This is a genomic window from Brevibacterium renqingii (genome assembly GCF_017808105.1).
Lineage (GTDB): Bacteria > Actinomycetota > Actinomycetes > Actinomycetales > Brevibacteriaceae > Brevibacterium > Brevibacterium renqingii.
On record NZ_JADBHF010000003.1, the window covers coordinates 197,350 to 214,550 of the forward strand.

General features: G+C 66.8%; 15 protein-coding genes. 5 read left to right on the forward strand and 10 right to left on the reverse strand.

Annotated elements, in window-relative coordinates:
- Nucleotides 1–9 precede the first annotated feature (9 nt).
- Both IHE57_RS04905 and IHE57_RS04910 read left to right on the forward strand, forming a co-directional pair.
- Complete coding sequence (locus tag IHE57_RS04905; protein ID WP_366933855.1) at nt 10–1,764, forward strand: ABC transporter ATP-binding protein; 1,755 nt, start codon at nt 10–12, stop codon at nt 1,762–1,764.
- Nucleotides 1,761–3,611: an ABC transporter ATP-binding protein gene (locus IHE57_RS04910; RefSeq protein ID WP_209371269.1), complete on the forward strand. Its 1,851-nt coding sequence runs from the start codon at nt 1,761–1,763 to the stop codon at nt 3,609–3,611. The genes IHE57_RS04905 and IHE57_RS04910 overlap by 4 nt, the downstream gene beginning before the upstream one ends.
- A gap of 33 nt (nt 3,612–3,644) precedes the next feature.
- On the opposite strand, the gene IHE57_RS04915 is transcribed toward IHE57_RS04910, so the two are convergent.
- Nucleotides 3,645–4,235, reverse strand: coding sequence for a protein-L-isoaspartate O-methyltransferase family protein (locus IHE57_RS04915; RefSeq protein ID WP_209371271.1), 591 nt, complete (start codon nt 4,233–4,235; stop codon nt 3,645–3,647).
- A gap of 118 nt (nt 4,236–4,353) precedes the next feature.
- Between IHE57_RS04915 and IHE57_RS04920 the strand changes: the two genes are divergently transcribed.
- The gene (locus tag IHE57_RS04920) at nt 4,354–4,872 is read left to right on the forward strand and encodes an adenine phosphoribosyltransferase (protein ID WP_209371274.1); all 519 of its coding nucleotides are present in this window, start codon (nt 4,354–4,356) and stop codon (nt 4,870–4,872) included.
- A 144-nt stretch (nt 4,873–5,016) separates the two neighbouring features.
- Here the strand turns inward: IHE57_RS04920 and IHE57_RS04925 are convergent, their stop codons facing one another.
- Nucleotides 5,017–5,982 (reverse strand): hypothetical protein, encoded by a 966-nt coding sequence (locus IHE57_RS04925; protein WP_209371276.1) that lies wholly within the window; start codon nt 5,980–5,982, stop codon nt 5,017–5,019.
- Nucleotides 5,983–6,187: 205 nt separating this feature from the next.
- On the opposite strand from IHE57_RS04925, the gene IHE57_RS04930 reads away from it, so the two are divergent.
- Nucleotides 6,188–7,009, forward strand: a complete 822-nt coding sequence (locus IHE57_RS04930) for an aldo/keto reductase (protein WP_209323368.1) — start codon at nt 6,188–6,190, stop codon at nt 7,007–7,009.
- A gap of 107 nt (nt 7,010–7,116) precedes the next feature.
- Here the strand turns inward: IHE57_RS04930 and IHE57_RS04935 are convergent, their stop codons facing one another.
- The 6 genes from IHE57_RS04935 to IHE57_RS04960 form a co-directional block, all read right to left on the reverse strand.
- Nucleotides 7,117–8,058, reverse strand: a complete 942-nt coding sequence (locus IHE57_RS04935) for a D-2-hydroxyacid dehydrogenase family protein (RefSeq protein ID WP_209371278.1) — start codon at nt 8,056–8,058, stop codon at nt 7,117–7,119.
- 212 nt (nt 8,059–8,270) lie between these two features.
- Nucleotides 8,271–9,983, reverse strand: coding sequence for a dihydroxy-acid dehydratase (gene ilvD, locus IHE57_RS04940; RefSeq protein WP_209323375.1), 1,713 nt, complete (start codon nt 9,981–9,983; stop codon nt 8,271–8,273).
- Nucleotides 9,984–10,164: 181 nt separating this feature from the next.
- Nucleotides 10,165–11,109: a 2-hydroxyacid dehydrogenase gene (locus IHE57_RS04945; RefSeq protein WP_209371280.1), complete on the reverse strand. Its 945-nt coding sequence runs from the start codon at nt 11,107–11,109 to the stop codon at nt 10,165–10,167.
- A 15-nt stretch (nt 11,110–11,124) separates the two neighbouring features.
- Nucleotides 11,125–11,589, reverse strand: coding sequence for a MarR family winged helix-turn-helix transcriptional regulator (locus IHE57_RS04950; protein ID WP_209371282.1), 465 nt, complete (start codon nt 11,587–11,589; stop codon nt 11,125–11,127).
- 2 nt (nt 11,590–11,591) lie between these two features.
- Nucleotides 11,592–12,305 carry a CE1759 family FMN reductase gene (locus IHE57_RS04955; protein WP_253719909.1) on the reverse strand — a complete coding sequence of 238 codons (714 nt, stop codon included), beginning with the start codon at nt 12,303–12,305 and terminating at the stop codon, nt 11,592–11,594.
- The gene (locus IHE57_RS04960) at nt 12,302–13,477 is read right to left on the reverse strand and encodes an LLM class flavin-dependent oxidoreductase (RefSeq protein ID WP_209323378.1); all 1,176 of its coding nucleotides are present in this window, start codon (nt 13,475–13,477) and stop codon (nt 12,302–12,304) included. The genes IHE57_RS04955 and IHE57_RS04960 overlap by 4 nt, the downstream gene beginning before the upstream one ends.
- A gap of 524 nt (nt 13,478–14,001) precedes the next feature.
- Between IHE57_RS04960 and IHE57_RS04965 the strand changes: the two genes are divergently transcribed.
- Nucleotides 14,002–14,943: a hypothetical protein gene (locus tag IHE57_RS04965; RefSeq protein ID WP_209323379.1), complete on the forward strand. Its 942-nt coding sequence runs from the start codon at nt 14,002–14,004 to the stop codon at nt 14,941–14,943.
- 149 nt (nt 14,944–15,092) lie between these two features.
- On the opposite strand, the gene epsC is transcribed toward IHE57_RS04965, so the two are convergent.
- Nucleotides 15,093–15,779 carry a serine O-acetyltransferase EpsC gene (epsC, locus tag IHE57_RS04970; RefSeq protein ID WP_209324087.1) on the reverse strand — a complete coding sequence of 229 codons (687 nt, stop codon included), beginning with the start codon at nt 15,777–15,779 and terminating at the stop codon, nt 15,093–15,095.
- A gap of 179 nt (nt 15,780–15,958) precedes the next feature.
- Complete coding sequence (gene cysK / locus IHE57_RS04975) at nt 15,959–16,885, reverse strand: cysteine synthase A (RefSeq protein WP_209323380.1); 927 nt, start codon at nt 16,883–16,885, stop codon at nt 15,959–15,961.
- Nucleotides 16,886–17,201 lie beyond the last annotated feature (316 nt).

The window sequence follows — 17,201 nt, forward strand, 5'->3', positions numbered from 1 at the left end:
TTGATATTCGTGCGTCCCCTCCTTCGGTTCTGGCCCGATCTCCGCTCCCGCATCGGCGTGTACGTCCTCGTGCTCGTCCTCACTCTCCTGGCCAACGGCATCCAGCTCGTCGTGCCGATGATCACCGGCCACATCATCGACGGACCGATCGCCCATCGCGACCTCTCTGCACTGTGGCTGCCCGTCCTCGGCGTGCTCGTCATCGGCATCGCCGAAGCCGTGGGAATGTGGGCCCGACGCATGATCGTCGCCCCCGTCGTCGCAAGCTGGGAGATCACCTGGCGGTCGCGTCTCTTCGACCGCCTGCAGTACACCTCGGTGGCGATCCACGACTCCTGGGAATCCGGCCAGCTGCTCTCGCGCGCGGTCAACGACCTGTCCATGCTGCGGCGCTTCTTCGCCTTCGGACTGCCCTTCCTCGTCTCGACTCCGATCGTGCTCGCCGTCGGTACGATCATGCTCGTTGTGATGCAGCCGGTCTTCGGGCTGATCATGATCGTCATGGCGGTGCCGGCGATCATCGCCGTCGCCGTCTTCGAGAAGCGCTACCGTGAGACCTCCCGCCGCTCGCAGGACACGATGGGCGAGGTCACGACCGATGTCGAGGAGTCCATTCAGGGCATCCGGATCCTCAAGTCCTTCGGCCGCTCCCCCTGGGCCGCCGAACGGTTCTCGGCCATCTCGAGCCGGCTGAAGGCGCTTGAGATCCGCAAGGCCGAGCTCGATTCCTGGCTGTGGAGCGTGCTCCTGCTGCTGCCCACGCTCGCCCAGGCCGCAATCGTCGCCATCGGCACCTGGGGCGTCGTCCAGGGCTGGACCACCGTGGGCACGGTCGTCGCCGCGGTGACGATCTCGATGGTCCTGCGCATGCCGATCGAGATGCTCGGCTTCCTGCTCGCCGATGCGCTCATGGCGCTGACCGCGGCCGGACGATACTGGGAGGTCATCGACATCAGACACGACATCACCGATGCCGACGGCAGCGTCGAGGACGATCCCGAGGTCGGTCACTACCGGGGACAGCTGAGCTTCGACGACGTCTCCTTCCACTTCTCCGACACCGACCGTCTCACCTTGGAGGGCCTCGATCTGCGGATCGAACCCGGGCAGACCCTGGCCCTCGTCGGTGCGACGGGCTCGGGGAAGACGACGCTGGCCTCGCTCGTCCCCCGGCTGCAGGACGTCACCTCGGGGACGGTGAGCATCGACGGCGTCGATATCCGGCAGATGCCGGTCAACGAACTGCGCCGCCTCGTATCCGTGTCCTTCGAGGATCCGATCCTGTTCTCGACCTCCGTGGCCGAGAACGTCGAGATGGGCGCCCCGGGTGCCGACGAGGAGGAGATCTGGAATGCCCTCGAGATCGCCTCGGCGAAGGACTTCGTCTCCCGCCTGCCCGAAGGCCTGGACACGCAGGTCGGCGAGCAGGGACTGTCCCTGTCCGGCGGTCAGCGACAGCGTCTCGCGCTGGCCCGTGCGGTCATCGGCCGCCCGCGCATCCTCGTCCTCGACGACCCGCTCTCGGCCGTCGATGTCGATACCGAGGACCGCGTGCAGCGGGCGCTGCGGGAGATCCTGCCGGATTCGACGACACTCATCATCGCCCACCGCCCCTCGACAGCGGCACTGGCCGATGTCGTCGCCGTCATCGACGACGGTCGGATCGCCGCCCACGGCACGCACGAGGAGCTCCTCGAATCCTCGCCGCTCTACCGCGAACTCATGGGGGCGAGCGCGATCACACAGGAAGGAGGACGGGCATGAGCGCTCCGCGCCTCGACAGCGACGACGAGATCGAACAGCTGCCGCCGGACATCGCCGCCAAGGCCCGCGCCCTGCTCAAGTCGCTGGTCAGACCCCATCTGCCGATGGTGATCTTCCTCGCCGTCATCGTCGTCCTCACCGCGGTCCTGCTCGTCATCGGACCCGTCTTCATCGCCGACGCCCTCGATAAGGGGATCCCAGCCGCCATCGACGGCGACCTCGCCCCGCTCATCCGCGCGGTCACCCTGTTCGTCGCCTCGGCCCTCGGCTCGGCGATCCTCGCATTCACCTCGACGAGGCTGGTGGGCATCACCGCGCAGAAGATCCTCTTCACCCTGCGCGAGAGGATGGTCACCCATGTGCAGCGCCTCGACCTGGGCTATCACGAGAAGTCGACCTCGGGCCGGCTGGTGTCCCGGCAGACCTCGGACATGGAGTCCGTGCAGCAGTTCCTGTCCTACTCGCTGTTCGAAACGGCGCTGGCCCTGCTGCAGATGAGCTTCATCGCCGTCACCCTCATCGTCCTCGACGTGCCGCTGGCCGTGGTCGTCTTCGCCGGGTTCGTTCCACTGTTCTTCATCACGAAGGCGGCGAATTCGACGCAACGCAGCGCCTACCGGCGGACGCGGACCTCGATCGCGAAGGTCATCGTCCACTTCGTCGAGACGATGGGCGGCATCCGCGCGGTGCAGGCCTATCGCCGTCAGCCCGAGCGGCGCGGGACGCTGAGCGATCAGGACACCCGTTATCGCGATGCGAACACCGATGCGCTGCGCGGGGTCGCCTGGTTCGCCGGCTGGACCCGGCTGATCGGCAACGTCACCCAGACTGTGATCATCGTCGTCGGCGCGTGGCTGGTCATCGAGGGGTGGACGCAGATCGGTGTGCTCGCCGCGTTCATCCTCTACCTGCGCCGGTTCTACGGTCCGCTCGACGAACTCGTGCAGGCGTTCAACCTCTACCAGTCCGCCTCGGCGGCACTGGAGAAGATCGCGGCGGTCCTCGACACCGACCCCGAGGTGGTCGCACCGGAGAACCCGCAGATGCTGCCCACGCATGGCGAGGAGAGCGCCGATTCGGCTTCCTCCGCGGCGGAGTCCGCGGCCGGCAGCGGTCGCGCCCTCGATCTGGAGGCCGTCCGCTTCGCCTATGCGGACGGTCCCGACGTCATCCCCCGCTTCGATCTGCACATCCCCGCCGGGCAGATCGTCGCGCTCGTCGGCGCCACAGGTGCGGGCAAGTCGACCCTGGTCAAGCTCGTCACCCGCTTCTACGATCCCAGCGACGGCCGAGTCAGCCTCGACGAGGTGGATCTGCGTGATCTCGACGATGAGCAGCTGCGCTCGTCGGTCGTCATGGTCACTCAGGAGTCGTTCCTCTTCGCCGGCACCATCGCCGACAACATCCGCATCGGCAATCCGGAGGCCGGAGACGAGGAAGTCCTCGCCGCCGCTCGGGCAGTCGGCCTCGACGCCTATATCCGCCGTCTGCCGGACGGCTACGCCACGGATGTGAAGAAGCGAGGCGGCCGGCTGAGCTCGGGACAGCGTCAGCTCGTGTCCTTCGCCCGCGTCTTCCTCGCCGACCCTGATGTCGTCGTCCTCGACGAGGCGACCGCGCACCTCGACATCCCTTCGGAGCGGTTGGTGCAGAACGCTCTGGCCACCGTGTTGGAGGGCAGGACCGCGATCATCATCGCCCACCGCCTGTCCACCGTCGAGATCGCCGATCGAGTGCTCGTCATGGAGGCGGGGCGGATCGTCGAGGACGGCACCCCGGACGAGCTCATATCCGGCACCGGCAGGTTCGCTCAGCTGCACCAGGCGTGGCGCGATTCGCTCGTGTGATCGATCCGCGTCGCGGCAGAGAGAGCAGCACTGTCACTCGGTGATCAGGGGGACGAAGCGGTACAGGCCGTGGCGAGTGATCGTGACCTCATCGTCCCCGCGCCCGTCGCGTACGACCTTGAGCATCTGACCATTCACGGGGATGACCATGATGCCTCCGATCTCGAGCTGGTCGAGCAGCTGCGCGGGAACCTCCTCGGCACCGGCCGAGACGAGGATCTTGTCGAAGGGACCGGCCTCGGGCAGCCCGAGCTGCCCGGGGCGTGCGGTGAGGATCTCCGCATTCTCGCAGTCCAGATGGCTCAGAGCGGTCCGCGCCGTATCGACGAGCGCCTGATGGCGTTCGACTCCTGATACCTGCCCCTCGTCTCCGACCAGGACGCTGAGCAGGGCGGTCGTCCACCCGGACCCCGCACCGAGGTCGAGGACCCGATCGCCGAGGCGCACGTCGAGGAGTTCGAGCATATCGGCGACCGTGCTCGGTTGGGAGTTCGTCTGGCCGTGGCCGATCGCCAGCGGGACGTTGCACTTGGTCAGTGTCCGTTCGGTCGCAGGCAGGAACGGGGCCCGCGGCACCGAGTCGAACGCCTCGGCGACGGGGAGACGACTGCGTTCGGTTGTCATGGGCCCTCCTGGGAGCGTGTGGATGACTCAGTCGCAGTCTGCGGGCCCCAACAGCAGATTTCAAGACCCTCCGCACTCCGGCGAGCGCCCCTGCGAGCCCACCGAGTATCGTTGACGCGTGAATACTGCTGAACTCGAGCGCGCGAAGTCCCTCATCACCTCGATCCCCGACTATCCCGAACCGGGGGTGAACTTCCGCGACATCTCACCGCTGATCGCCGATGGTCCGGCACTGCGCACCGTCACAGAGGCGCTCATCGCACCGTTCGCCGGACAGTTCGACATCGTCGGCGGACTCGAGGCTCGCGGGTTCCTCTTCGCCGGCACGATCGCCGCCCAGACCGGGGTCGGAATCCTGCCCATCCGCAAAGCGGGCAAGCTGCCCAAACCCGCTGCCGCCGTGTCCTATTCGCTCGAATACGGCACTGCCACGATCGAGGGGCCGGATGTGCTCCGGCCCGGAGAACGGGTTCTGCTCATCGACGACATCCTCGCCACGGGCGGAACGCTCACCGCGGCTCAGGCGCTCGTGGCCGACCTCGGTGCCGAGGTCGTAGGTTCCGCGGTCGTGCTCGAACTCGCAGCGCTCGGCGGACGAAGCCTCACAGGTGACGTCCACGCGGTCTTCACGGACTGAGCTCCACGGGCTGAGCTCCAGGGACCGAGCCGAAGTCGAGGTTCCCGCTCCGGCGGCTGGGATCGCGCTGCGGACCGGGCCCGAGGGACCGGGCCCGAGGGGCCGGGCGCGACGGGCCGGGCGCGACGGATCGGGCCAGGAGGATCAGCCGCAGGTGTCGTACTTCGCTCGCAGCCGGTCGCGGACGGAGATCGCGTCCTGTGTGAAGTGCTTGGCCGGTTCGCGCTCGTACTCGCTGTCATGGGCGTAATCGCAGCCTCCGACGCTCACCGTCGCTCCCGTCGCCAGGTGGCTCGGGTTCGGCGTCGCCACCGACCACCTCAGAGTCCACGGCGATGAGGTTCCGCCAGAGATCGTGTCGATGACGATCATCAGCCGGGTCGTCACGTCCGTGGCGCTGTCCAGATCGACGGAGACGCGATTGACCCGATCATCTCTGATCTCGATCGTGTCGACGTCCTCGGGCACGCCGGGACGAAGGGCCGCGAGGAGTCTGTTCTGCGCCTGCACGGAGTACGGGAAACTCACGTCCCACCTGGGCCCGTGATGGGGCGAGAAGCTGACGCGCGTCGGTTCGCTCCCGATCAGATCCGTGAAAGCAGTCAGCGCCTCATCGGCGGGTCCATTCGTCTCACCGATCGTCAGAATGCCCTCGCTGTCGTCGTCGTTGCGGACCTCCCAGGTGAAGGGCTCGGCGTGAAGGGTCCAGCTCAGCCTCTTCATTCCGGCCAGCCGCTGTCTGAGCGCACCGACGTCTGGCACCCCTCGGATATCGATCGTGAACCCGGTCAGCAGCAATCTCAGTTCGCGGTTGTAGTCGTCGAATTCGAGGCCGACTTCGCTGTTGAGGGTCGACGCGACACCGACGACCTCATCGTCGCTCGCCCCCGCCGCCATTCGGACCTGGTGACTGAGCACCAGACCGGCGTCGAATCCGTTCTGATAGTGATGGACGACCTCGTCGACTCCGGGCATCCCCCTGAGCACGTCCGCGATCTCCTCGCCTCGGTCGCTGAGGTCGGGTCTCGGGACGCATCCGACCAGCCCGAGGAGGACGATCGCCAGCACGAACGCGATCGACACTGTCCCTCGGCTGCTTCTCCGTTCCATGCTCTCACCTTATGGCCACCGTCCCGGGCCGTGGCGGCCGCGGTCGTGACAGTCTCGGAACAGATGGGGACGCCGACAGCGGAATTCCACCAGCGTCTGCTGACGTTATAGGCTCGTGACAGCGCGAAACCAGCGCCTGATCAGGCAGAAGCATCGCACCCGGATGCCCGAGCAGACCAGACAACCTGTGACGAAAGGCGGCACCATGACGGTTCCCACACTCACTCTCAACGACGGCAAGACCATTCCCCAGCTGGGCTTCGGCGTGTTCAAGGTCGATCCTGAGGAGACCGAACGCATCGTCACCGACGCCCTCGAGGTCGGCTACCGCCACATCGACACCGCCGCCGTCTACGGCAACGAAGAAGGCGTGGGCAAGGCGATCGCGAAATCCGGAATCGCCCGTGACGAGCTCTTCGTGACGACCAAGCTGTGGAACGATCGCCACGGTGCCGAGGAGTCCAAGCGTGCGCTCGGAGAGAGCCTCGAGAAGCTCGGCCTCGACCATGTCGACCTGTACCTCATCCACTGGCCGACCCCGGCCAACGACAACTCCGTCGAGACCTGGGAGGCTTTCCCCGGCTACCGTGACCAGGGGCTGACCACCTCGATCGGCGTGTCGAACTTCGATCACCGCTTCCTGCCGGAGATCCTCGACACCGGCATCATCCCCGCGGTCGACCAGATCGAATGCCACCCGCAGTTCCAGCAGGTCGACACCCGTCCCCTGCTGGCCGAGAACGACATCAGAATCGAGGCCTGGGGGCCGCTGGGCCAGGGCAATGTCGACTACGCGAGCACCGTCATCGGCGAGATCGCCGCCGCCCATGAGAAGTCCTGGGCCCAGGCCATCATCCGCTGGCACCTGCAGAAGGGCCACATCCTGTTCCCGAAGTCGAACAACCGCGACCGGATGGAGCAGAACTTCGATGTCTTCGACTTCGAGCTCAGCGACTCCGAGATGGCGTCCATCGACGCCCTCGAGAACGGCGGCCGCGTCTCGGCCGATCCCGCCGAGGTGAACTGATCCACCGCGGTCGGGCGAGACCGCCGAACACACTCGTCCGAACACTGACCGAGCCGCCGGAGAGTTCCGACTCTTCGGCGGCTTCGTCGTGGCTTCCGGCTCCGCGCTCAGCCGAGTACGCGGATCGGCCGGCCGTCCGCCCAGGCGGCGATGTCCTCGACCGCCTGGGTGAAGAAGATCCGGTAGGTGTCCTCGGTGACATATCCCAGGTGCGGAGTGAGCACCGTGCGCGGCGCCGAGCGCAGCGGGTGGTCGGCCGGCAGCGGTTCGAGGTCGTGGACGTCGAGCCCCGCGCCTCGGATCCGTCCCTCGTCCAGGGCCGCGAGGAGGGCGTCGGTGTCGACGAGCCCCGCCCGGGACGTGTTGACGAGGATGCCGCTTCGCTTCATGAGCTGAAGTTCCGCCGCCGAGACCAGGCCGCGGCTGCGATCGCTGAGCTTGTAGTGGATCGTGACCACATCGGAGGTCGAGAACAGCTCCTCCCTGCTCACTGCCCGCACTCCCAGACCCGAGGCCCGTTCGGCGTCGAGGTTCTGGCTCCAGGCCACGACTTCCATCCCGAACGCCGCCCCGATCCGGGCGACCTTCGTTCCCAGGCGTCCCAGGCCGATCACCCCGAGGCGGTGCCCGTCGAGGTCTCCCCCGACCGTCGTCTGCCATCCTCCGTTTCTGACAGAGGCATCCTCGACCGGGATGCTGCGCAGCACCGACAGAATGAGGCCCCAGGTCAGCTCCGGTGTTGCCGAGGTCGTCGACTCGGTTGAACAGACCACGATGCCACGTTCACGCGCCGCCTCCACATCGATGGAGGCATTCACCCGCCCCGTGGTCACGAGCAGTCGCAGATCCGTCAGCAGGGCAAGACGGTCGGCTGTGAACGCGGTCCTCTCCCGCATCGCCACGACCACCTCGGCGCCGCTGAGCACCGTGACCAGGTCACTGTCATCCCGGATGGGGCGCGGAACGAATTCGACCTCGGCACCGAGGCTGCTCCAGTCCGCGAAATCGGCCGCCACCTGCTGATAGTCATCGAGCACGACGATGCGCATGCTGTCCCTCCTGAGTCCGTGGGACCTCCATCGTAGAGCGATAAGCTGGCCCGGTGAGCGCAGAGATCATCCTGAGACAGTGACCGGTGGACACAGATCCGCACACAGATCGCCGAGGCGGTGCAGACAGGATGTCAGCACCGCCTCGGCGATTTCATGCTCGGGTCACGTTCAGCTGCCGCGGTGTCACCCGATGGTGGAAGTTCCTGCGATCAGAAGCAGACCGCGCCCTTCGAGGCCGACTGCACGAGCTTCGCGTACTTGCCGAGCACCCCGGTCAGGCGATGGTTGTCCGGGATCGTCCAGGTCTTCCGGCGCTCGGCCAGCACCTCCTCGTCCACGTGGAGTTCGATGGACCGGGCCGCGATGTCGACGGTGATCCTGTCTCCGTCCTCGACCAGGGCGATCGGGCCGCCGTCGACGGCCTCTGGGGCGATGTGGCCGATGCACAGACCGGTCGATCCGCCGGAGAAGCGGCCGTCGGTGAGCAGCAGGACGTCCTTACCGATGCCCGCGCCCTTGATGGCGCCGGTGATCGCGAGCATCTCGCGCATCCCCGGCCCGCCCTTGGGCCCCTCGTAGCGGATGACCACGACGTCGCCCTTCTTCAGTTCGCCGTTCAGCACGGCGTCCATGGCCGGCTTCTCCTGGTCGAACACACGAGCAGTTCCCTCGAAGACATCGGCGTCGAAGCCCGCGGACTTCACCACGGCGCCTTCAGGTGCCAGCGAGCCCTGCAGCACGGTGAGACCGCCGGTGGCGTGGATCGGGTTGTTCAGCGCGCGGAGGATCTTGCCGTCGGGGTCCGGCGGGTTGATCGACTCGAGATTCTCGGCCACGGTCTTGCCGGTCACGGTCAGGCAGTCGCCGTTGAGCAGTCCGGCATCGAGCAGAGCCTTCATGACCACGGGCACGCCGCCGATCTTGAAGACATCGTTCATCACGTACTGGCCGAAGGGCTTGACGTTGCCCAGGTGCGGAACCCTGTCGCCGATCCGGTTGAAGTCGTCGAGCTCGAGGGTGACCCCCGCCTCGTGGGCGATCGCCAGCAGGTGGAGCACGGCGTTCGTCGAACCGCCGAAGGCCATGACCACGGCGATCGCGTTGTGCAGCGATTCGCGGGTGATGATGTCCTTGGCGGTGATTCCGCGGCGGAGCAGGTTGACGACCGCTTCGCCGGACTTGCGTGCGAACATCGTGCGGTTGCGGTGGATGGCCGGCGGGGCGGCCGAACCGGGCAGCGACATCCCCATGGCCTCGGCGGCCGAGGCCATGGTGTTCGCCGTGTACATGCCGCCGCACGCTCCCTCGCCGGGACAGACCGCACGTTCGATGGCATCGACGTCGCCCTGGGTGATGGTGCCCGCGCGGCAGGCGCCGACGGCCTCGAAGGCGTCGATGAGAGTGACTTCCTTCTCCGTGCCGTCCGAGAGCTTCGCGGTGCCCGGCATGATCGAGCCGTTGTAGAGGAAGACGCTGGAGAGACCGAGGCGGGCCGAGGCCATGAGCATGCCGGGGATCGACTTGTCGCAGCCGGCCATGAGGACCGAGCCGTCGAGGCGCTCGGCGCTCATCACGGTCTCCACGGAGTCGGTGATGACCTCACGGGAGACCAGCGAGTAGTGCATGCCCTCGTGGCCCATGGAGATGCCGTCCGAGACCGAGATGGTTCCGAACTCCAGTGGGAAGCCGCCGGCCTCGTGGACGCCTTCCTTGGCGGCCGCGCCGAGACGCTGCAGGGACATATTGCAGGGAGTGATCTCGTTCCACGAGGTCGCGATCGCAACCTGCGGCTTCACCCAGTCGTCATCGCCCATGCCGACGGCGCGAAGCATGCCGCGCGCGGCGGTGGCTTCGAGGCCGTCGGTGACATCGCGAGACCGAGGTTTGATGTCCGGAGTGGTGGTGTCTGTATCGATGCTCATGCAGGCATGCTACGCCGGATTTCAGCATCCGCACGCCCGACTCTCGCATGGTGGAACCTCATCTGGGCAACCGACGGCGTTCCGCGCCGACGACAGACCAGGACGCTCGCATTCGGTGAGGAATGTGTGCCCTTGAGTTCGGTTGGCACCGCTGCGATCGTTTCGTACTGCTGCGGTCGGTTCAGGCCCTGACGAGGTTGATCGGCTGCTCGCCGTCGTTGATCCGACGGACCTGATCGGCGAGGATCTTCACCACCCGCGGTTCGAACGCCGAGGTGTCCCCTCCCACATGCGGAGTGATGAGCGTGTTCGGGGTCCCCCACAGCGGGTGATTGCGCGGCAGCGGCTCGGGATCGGTGACGTCGAGGGCGGCATGGAGGCGGCCGGTCGACAGCTCGGCCACGAGCGCCTCGGTGTCGACGACCTTGCCGCGAGCGACATTGACGATGAGCGCATTGTCGGGAAGGAGTCCGAGGAATTCGGCATCGACGAGGTGGTGCGTGCCTTCGGTGAGCGGCGTGATGAGGACGACGACCTCGGTGTGGGGCAGCAGCTGCGGGAGTTCGTCGACGCCGTGGACGTGCCCCCGGTCGTCGTCGCGGGCGGACGAGGCCACGCGCGTGAGGTCGACTTCGAAGGGGGCGAAGCGATCGGCGATGGCGGCGCCGATCTCTCCGACGCCGATGACCATCACGCGCCGGTCCTGCAGGGACCGGTAACGCTCGTGAGCCCAGCTCCGCGAGACCTGCGATCGGACGGCATCGTCGATGCCGCGCAGGCTCGCCAGGGTCAGCGCCAGCGCGAGCTCGGCGGTCCCGCCGGTGTGCACGCCCGAGGCGGTGGCCACCTCGATGCCGCGTTCGGGCAGGTGGGCCACGGGATCGTAGCCGGTTGTCTGGGTGATGACGAGCCGGAGGTTCGGCAGCTCGTCGAGCATCTCGATGGTCGGTCCCGAGCCGAGGTAGGGCAGGACGACGACGTCGACATCGTCGCGGCTGAGCTTCGCGGATCGTTCGGCATCGGAGAGGACGACGAGGTCGACGTTCGCCCGCTGATGAGCGGGTATCTGGGCGATCACCCGGTCGCGGAGTTCGGAATTCGGGAAGGCGATGGTGGTGAGGGACATGCCCTCATTGTGGCACTATTCGGGCAGCGCGCGGGAGATCCGACCGAACACGCTGCGGATGACCTCGAGCTCCTCGTCGCTGACATGGTCGAGGAACACCTCGTCGACATAGCCGCGGTGCCTCTGTCCGGCGGCGAGGAAGGCCCGTGCGCCGGCTTCGGTGAGCGCCACATTGTGGGCCCGCCTGTCGTCGGCGCACTCGGTCTTCAGCACCAGTCCCGCGTCCTGGAGCACCTTGATCCGGTAGTTCAGCCTGGATGGCGAGAACACGAGCTTCCTCGCCAGGGCACTCATCGTCAGTGTCCGATCGGGCGCTTCCCAGAGCAGGAGCAGGGTGTTGTAGTCGCTGACGGTCAGGCCCGCGTCCTCCTTCAGCTGCGCCTCGAGGGCCTGCCGGATCCGCTGCGAGGTCTCGAAGTACACTCGCCACGAGCTCTGCGCGAGCAGATCCCGGCCCAGTCCGAACTTGATCTCGGTCATCGTCAGCCCTCGAGCAGCTGGGCGAACGGCGTGATGCGATCCGGATCGAACTCGTCGTCGACGCCGCGGACGGCGCCGGAGGTTGCGCCTCCGGCACGACGCGAGACCGGCTCGGAGTGCGAGCCCTCGGCCACCTCGGCGAGATCATCTCGCGAAGCGCCGATGATCGTCGAGGTCAGCGAGACGAGCTCCTCGGCGGCCTGGCGGACGCGGGCGCTCAGCGCACGCCCGCCCTCCATCGAGCCCCAGTCGTCGGTCGCGGCGAAGACCGTGGTCGGCACGACGATCCCCTTGAGGTAGGACAGCATCGGCCGCAGCGCGGCCTCCCCGGCCAGGGAGTGACGCGGGGTGCCTCCGGTGGAGGCGATGAGCACGGGCTTGTTCGCCAGTGCCTTCTCGTCGATGAGCTGCCAGAACAGGGTGTGCAGCCCCACCGGAGCGACCTTGTACACGGGCGAGACGGTGACGACGGCGTCCGCCTCGGCGACGGTCGCGAACACCGTCTCGAGCTGCTCGGAGCGGAACCCGGTCAGGGTCATGTCCGTCAGCGCCGAGGCGAGGTTGCGGATGTTGATGTTCTCCGTGGCGACCTCGATGCCCACCGACTCCCCCACCGAGGTGAGCCCGGCGAGAATCCTGTCCGTGAGTTTGAGTGTGGTCGAGTCCTCGCTCAGAGAGGTCGTCACGGCCACGACCTTCATGGTCTGTCCGGTCATGCCTGATCAGCTCCTGACTTCTCGGCGGCACGGGCCTGCTCGCGGTCGGTGAAGGCACGTGATCCCGGGCCTCCTCCGGGGATCGGGTCGCGGCCCTCGCGATGGCGGAGGACCAGCGATTCGTGGGTCGGCGCCTCGGGGACGTCGGCGGGACGGTTCTTCGCGAACTCCTCGCGCAGGACCGGGATGACCTCCTCTCCGAGCAGGTCGAGCTGCTCGAGCACGGTCTTGTGCGGGATTCCGGCGTGGTCGATGAGGAACAGCTGGCGCTGATAGTCCCCGGCCCAGTCGCGGAAGCTCAGGGTGCGCTCGATGACCTGCTGCGGCGAGCCGACGGTCAGCGGGGTCTGCGTCGAGAAGTCCTCGAGGCTCGGACCGTGGCCGTAGACCGGCGCGTTGTCGAAGTAGGGACGGAACTCACGCACCGCGTCCTGCGAGTTCTTGCGCATGAAGATGTGTCCTCCGAGGCCGACGATCGCCTGGCTGGCGGTGCCGTGGCCGTAGTACTCGTAGCGCTGGCGGTAGAGCTGGACCATCCTTGCGGTGTGCGAGGTCGGCCAGAAGATGTTGTTGTGGAAGAACCCGTCGCCGTAGTAGGCGGCCTGCTCGGCGATCTCGGGGCTGCGGATCGATCCGTGCCAGACGAAGGGCGGAACGTCGTCGAGCGGCCACGGGGTGACCGTGAACCCATTGAGCGGGGTCCGGAACTTGCCCTCCCAGTCGAGGTTCTTCTCCCGCCACAGGCGATAGAGAAGATTGTAGTTCTCCACCGCCAGCGGGATGCCCGAACGGATGTCCTTGCCGAACCACGGGTAGACGGGACCGGTGTTGCCGCGTCCCATCATGAGGCTGAGCCGACCGTCGGACAGGTGCTGGGCGTATGAGTAGTCCTCGGCGATGCGCACCGGGTCGGTGGTGGTGATCAGCGTCGTCGAAGTCGTCAGGTGCAGCTTCTCGGTCTGGGCCGCGATGTTCGACAGCAGGACGGCGGGATTGGCCGGAGCGACGAACGGCGGGTTGTGGTGCTGACCGGTGGAGAAGACGTCGAGTCCGACCTCTTCGGCCTTCTTCGCGATCTCGACCGTGTTCTTGATGCGCTGGTTCTCTGTGACGGTGGTGCCGTCGGTGGGGTCGCTGGTGACATCACCGATGGTGAAGATTCCGAATTCCATGGCTGCTCCTTCTGTTCGCTGCAGGTGAGGCGACGGCTGCGGCCTGGTGGCCCGGCTGGACCCCGCCTCCAACTAACTTCAATTTTGAAGTAACTAGTTGAAAGCTTAACAGACTGCCCATGGAAAGTATTCCTGCGTGCGGTGACTCGTCTCCTGCGGGCGGATCCGCCGCGATCCAGCACGGGATTTCGAAGTGGATCCGCCCGCAGGAGACGAGGCACTTCGGTTTGGCACTCAACCAGCCGCAGCCCAGGCGCCTCCGTACAGACGATGCCCAGGCGCCTCCACCAGCCGATGCGCGGTCGCCTCCGCACAGCGCGGCCGCACGTTCGCAGTGCCGTCGAGAAGACCACTCGTACGTATTCGCCTGTGGGCAGATCCTCATCAAAAGAACCTGCCGCCCGGATTCTCGGAGATCGACTCGCGTGCACGATCCTGTGGGCAACAGCGCGCTGTGCACAGCCTCGTCCCCCTCCTCGGCTTCCGCTCCCAGGAAGAGGAGCCTTGAGAGTATGTGGAAAACGATGAATCAGACCGTCGATTTCAGACCCGTACCGCTGCCCTTCACGGCCTCCGAAGCCAGGCGACGGGGCATCACTGCTTACGCACTGGCGGACCGTCACCGCTTCAGCCAGATCTTCCGCGGCATCTGGGTCGACACCGAGTCATTGACCGACGTGCCGGCGCCTCGCTGGGCGGATCACCGATGGCTCGAGACCTGGGTGCGCATGACAGGCATCCGTATGCTCTATCCCAGCCTGGCCGCGGACCACCTGACAGCGGCGCGTCTGTACGGCCTTCCGCTGCCGAGCCATATCTCAGACAAGAGCATCCATGTGGCCACGGCCTCGCGCAATCTTCGCATCAGCCGGCCCGGCCTCGTCGTCCGCAGACCGGCGACGCTCCGAACCGAGTGGGTCGAGCTCCTGGGGCTGCCGCTGGCCACCATTCCGCGCGTCATCGCCACCCTGGCACCGCTGCTCAGCCTCAATGAGCTCGTGACAGTCGGCGATGCCGCAATCGGCAGGCAGGCCAGCGGACCGTACATCACCCGCGAGCGGCTGCGAGAGGAGATCGCCGCGCTTCCCCGCGTTGCCCACCGCCGCAAAGTGCGGAAGGCGCTCACCCTCATGCGCGAGACGGTCGACTCGCCGCAGGAATCCTGGCTGCGCTTATGGCTGATCGGCTGCGGGTTCCAGGAACCGGTCGTCCATCCCGCCGTCTACAGTCCGATCGACGACTGCGTGCTCCACCCGGACCTCGGCTACCCCGAGCTGCGGATCGCGATCGAGTACGAAGGCGACCAGCACCGCACCTCCCCCGCCCAGTACGCGCAGGACATCCGCCGCAGAGAACTGTTCGAAGCGGAGGGCTGGGTGCTGCTGCGTGTGGCGAAGCGCAGCGACATGGCCTCGTTCGCAAAGCGCCTCAGGCACTGCATCGCGGAGCGATCCTCGTCACGCTGACCGGTCTCCTGAGGGTGGATCCACCGTGAATCCTCGTCCGCAATCGCGGTGGATCCACCCGCAGGAGACACCGCAGCGGCGTCTGACGAGATGTGACCCAGAGGAAGAGGAGTCGGAATCGGAATCAGGTCCAGAGGGCGGGACCGGAATCAGATCCAGAGGGCGGGGTCCACCAGCTCGAAATCCGCATACTTCGAGGACGCCGCCCCTTCGCCGTGCTGTCCGCCCGAGGACCCGGCTGCGACGCGACTGCGCTTCGGACGCACGGCAGCGGGGATGCCGACGGCACTCGAATCAGGCGCGACATCCTTGACGACGACGGCATTGGCCCCGACCGCGGAGTTGTCGCCGACGGTCACGGGCCCGAGGATCTTCGCCCCTGCGCCGATGAGGACATGATCGCCGATCGTCGGGTGGCGCTTCGTCTGCTCCATCGACGTGCCGCCGAGTGTGACCTGGTGGTAGAGCATGACGTCGTCGCCGATCTCCGAAGTCTCGCCGATGACGACCCCGTTGGCGTGGTCGATGAAGAAGCGACGGCCGATCCGTGCGCCGGGGTGGATCTCCACCCCGGTCAGGGTGCGCACGGCCTGGGACATCAGGCGGGCGGGCACCCTTCCGAGATCGTGCTGCCACAGCCGGTGCAGACCACGATGGGCCCAGATCGCGTGCATACCGGGGTAGGACACGAGGGAGACGAAGTCGTTCCGGGCTGCAGGATCGCGCCTGCGCACCGTCTCGAGGTCCTCACGCAGTGTCTTTCGCACTCCCGGGCGGCTGAGCCCGTATACCGCCGCGCCCGCGGCCGCAGCGGCCGCCGTCCACAGTGCCTTCATCATGTCCGTCCTTGCTCATCGTCGTCTTCCGCGTCCGCGCCCGTCCGAGACGCCCCGCCTGCCTGTCCCAAGCCCGTTCGAGTGTCGGAGATTCCGAGACAGCGAGGGCGCCAAACCGGAGTTTGACGCCCTCGCGCTCGGCCGCTGGCTCACAGGAGCCCACGACCGATGCCGTCGGCTCAGTCGAGGTACTCGGAGAACAGCGGTGTCGACAGGTAGCGCTCACCGAAGTCGGGGAGGATGACGACCACGCGCTTGCCGGAGTTCTCCGGCCGTGAGGCGACCTCCTCGGCTGCGACGAGGGCGGCTCCCGAGGAGATCCCCACGAGCAGACCCTCCTCCTTGGCGACATCGCGGGCGCGATCGACGGCCGCATCGTTCTCGACGGCGACGACCTCGTCGTAGATCTCGGTGTCGAGGATGCCGGGCACGAAGTTCGCACCGAGGCCCTGGATCGCATGCGGTCCGGCGGTGCCTTCGGACAGCAGCGGGGAGGCGGCGGGCTCGACAGCGACGATGCGAACATCAGGGTTGGCCTCGCGCAGCGCCGCACCGGCACCGGAGATGGTTCCGCCCGTGCCGATTCCCGAGACGAAGACGTCGACCTGAGCATCGGTGTCGGCGAGGATCTCGGGACCGGTGGTGGAGCGGTGGATCGCGGTATTGGCCTCGTTCTCGAACTGACGCACGAGCACCGCACCGTCAGCGGCCAGCTCCTCGGCCTTCGCCACGGCTCCCTTCATGCCCTCGGACTTGTCGGTGAGGACGAGTTCGGCTCCGAAGGCGCGCAGAAGGGCGCGACGCTCCTTCGACATCGACTCCGGCATGGTCAGCTTGACCGTGTAGCCGCGCGAAGTGCCGATCATGGCCAGGGCGATGCCGGTGTTGCCCGAGGTGGCCTCGACGATCGTGCCGCCGGGCTTGAGCTCTCCGGACTTCTCGGCCGCGTCGATCATCGCCACGCCGATGCGGTCCTTGACCGAGTTCGCGGGGTTGTACGACTCGAGCTTGGCGACGATCTCGGCGCCGGAACGCTCGCTTGCCTTGTTGACGCGGATCAGCGGCGTCCGGCCGACCAGGTCGGAGACGTTGTCGAAGATAGTCAAAGTGAGTCCTTTCAGGCTTCTGTGTGCACCTGCCGCCACAGGCCTCTCACCGATCGGCAGACCTGCGCCGGCAGGGGTGAGCGACGGCTTTCATCTCGTGGTCCGAGACGGCTTGCTCTCATCATAACCACGCCGACCCCGAGCATGTTCCCAGATCTGTTGCTCAACAATCTCTGTTCGCTGGCGGCGAAAATCTCCGACTTCCGGCGTCATACTCCCGGAATCAGTGCCTCCCTCCGCCCGAACTCGCGAGTCCCACCGGTTCGACCGCTGAGCAATCAGGCTCGTCTGCACACGCCTGCGGCCGGTCGCAAGG

Bases quoted from the DNA above. Each gene is read 5' to 3' on its own strand.
- IHE57_RS04910 (WP_209371269.1), top strand. From the start codon at position 1,761: ATGAGCGCTCCGCGCCTCGACAGCGACGACGAGATCGAACAGCTGCCG.
- IHE57_RS04915 (WP_209371271.1), bottom strand. From the start codon at position 4,235: ATGACAACCGAACGCAGTCGTCTCCCCGTCGCCGAGGCGTTCGACTCG.
- IHE57_RS04925 (WP_209371276.1), bottom strand. From the start codon at position 5,982: ATGGAACGGAGAAGCAGCCGAGGGACAGTGTCGATCGCGTTCGTGCTG.
- IHE57_RS04930 (WP_209323368.1), top strand. From the start codon at position 6,188: ATGACGGTTCCCACACTCACTCTCAACGACGGCAAGACCATTCCCCAG.
- IHE57_RS04935 (WP_209371278.1), bottom strand. From the start codon at position 8,058: ATGCGCATCGTCGTGCTCGATGACTATCAGCAGGTGGCGGCCGATTTC.
- ilvD (WP_209323375.1), bottom strand. From the start codon at position 9,983: ATGAGCATCGATACAGACACCACCACTCCGGACATCAAACCTCGGTCT.
- IHE57_RS04945 (WP_209371280.1), bottom strand. From the start codon at position 11,109: ATGTCCCTCACCACCATCGCCTTCCCGAATTCCGAACTCCGCGACCGG.
- IHE57_RS04950 (WP_209371282.1), bottom strand. From the start codon at position 11,589: ATGACCGAGATCAAGTTCGGACTGGGCCGGGATCTGCTCGCGCAGAGC.
- IHE57_RS04955 (WP_253719909.1), bottom strand. From the start codon at position 12,305: ATGACCGGACAGACCATGAAGGTCGTGGCCGTGACGACCTCTCTGAGC.
- IHE57_RS04960 (WP_209323378.1), bottom strand. From the start codon at position 13,477: ATGGAATTCGGAATCTTCACCATCGGTGATGTCACCAGCGACCCCACC.
- IHE57_RS04965 (WP_209323379.1), top strand. From the start codon at position 14,002: ATGAATCAGACCGTCGATTTCAGACCCGTACCGCTGCCCTTCACGGCC.
- epsC (WP_209324087.1), bottom strand. From the start codon at position 15,779: ATGAAGGCACTGTGGACGGCGGCCGCTGCGGCCGCGGGCGCGGCGGTA.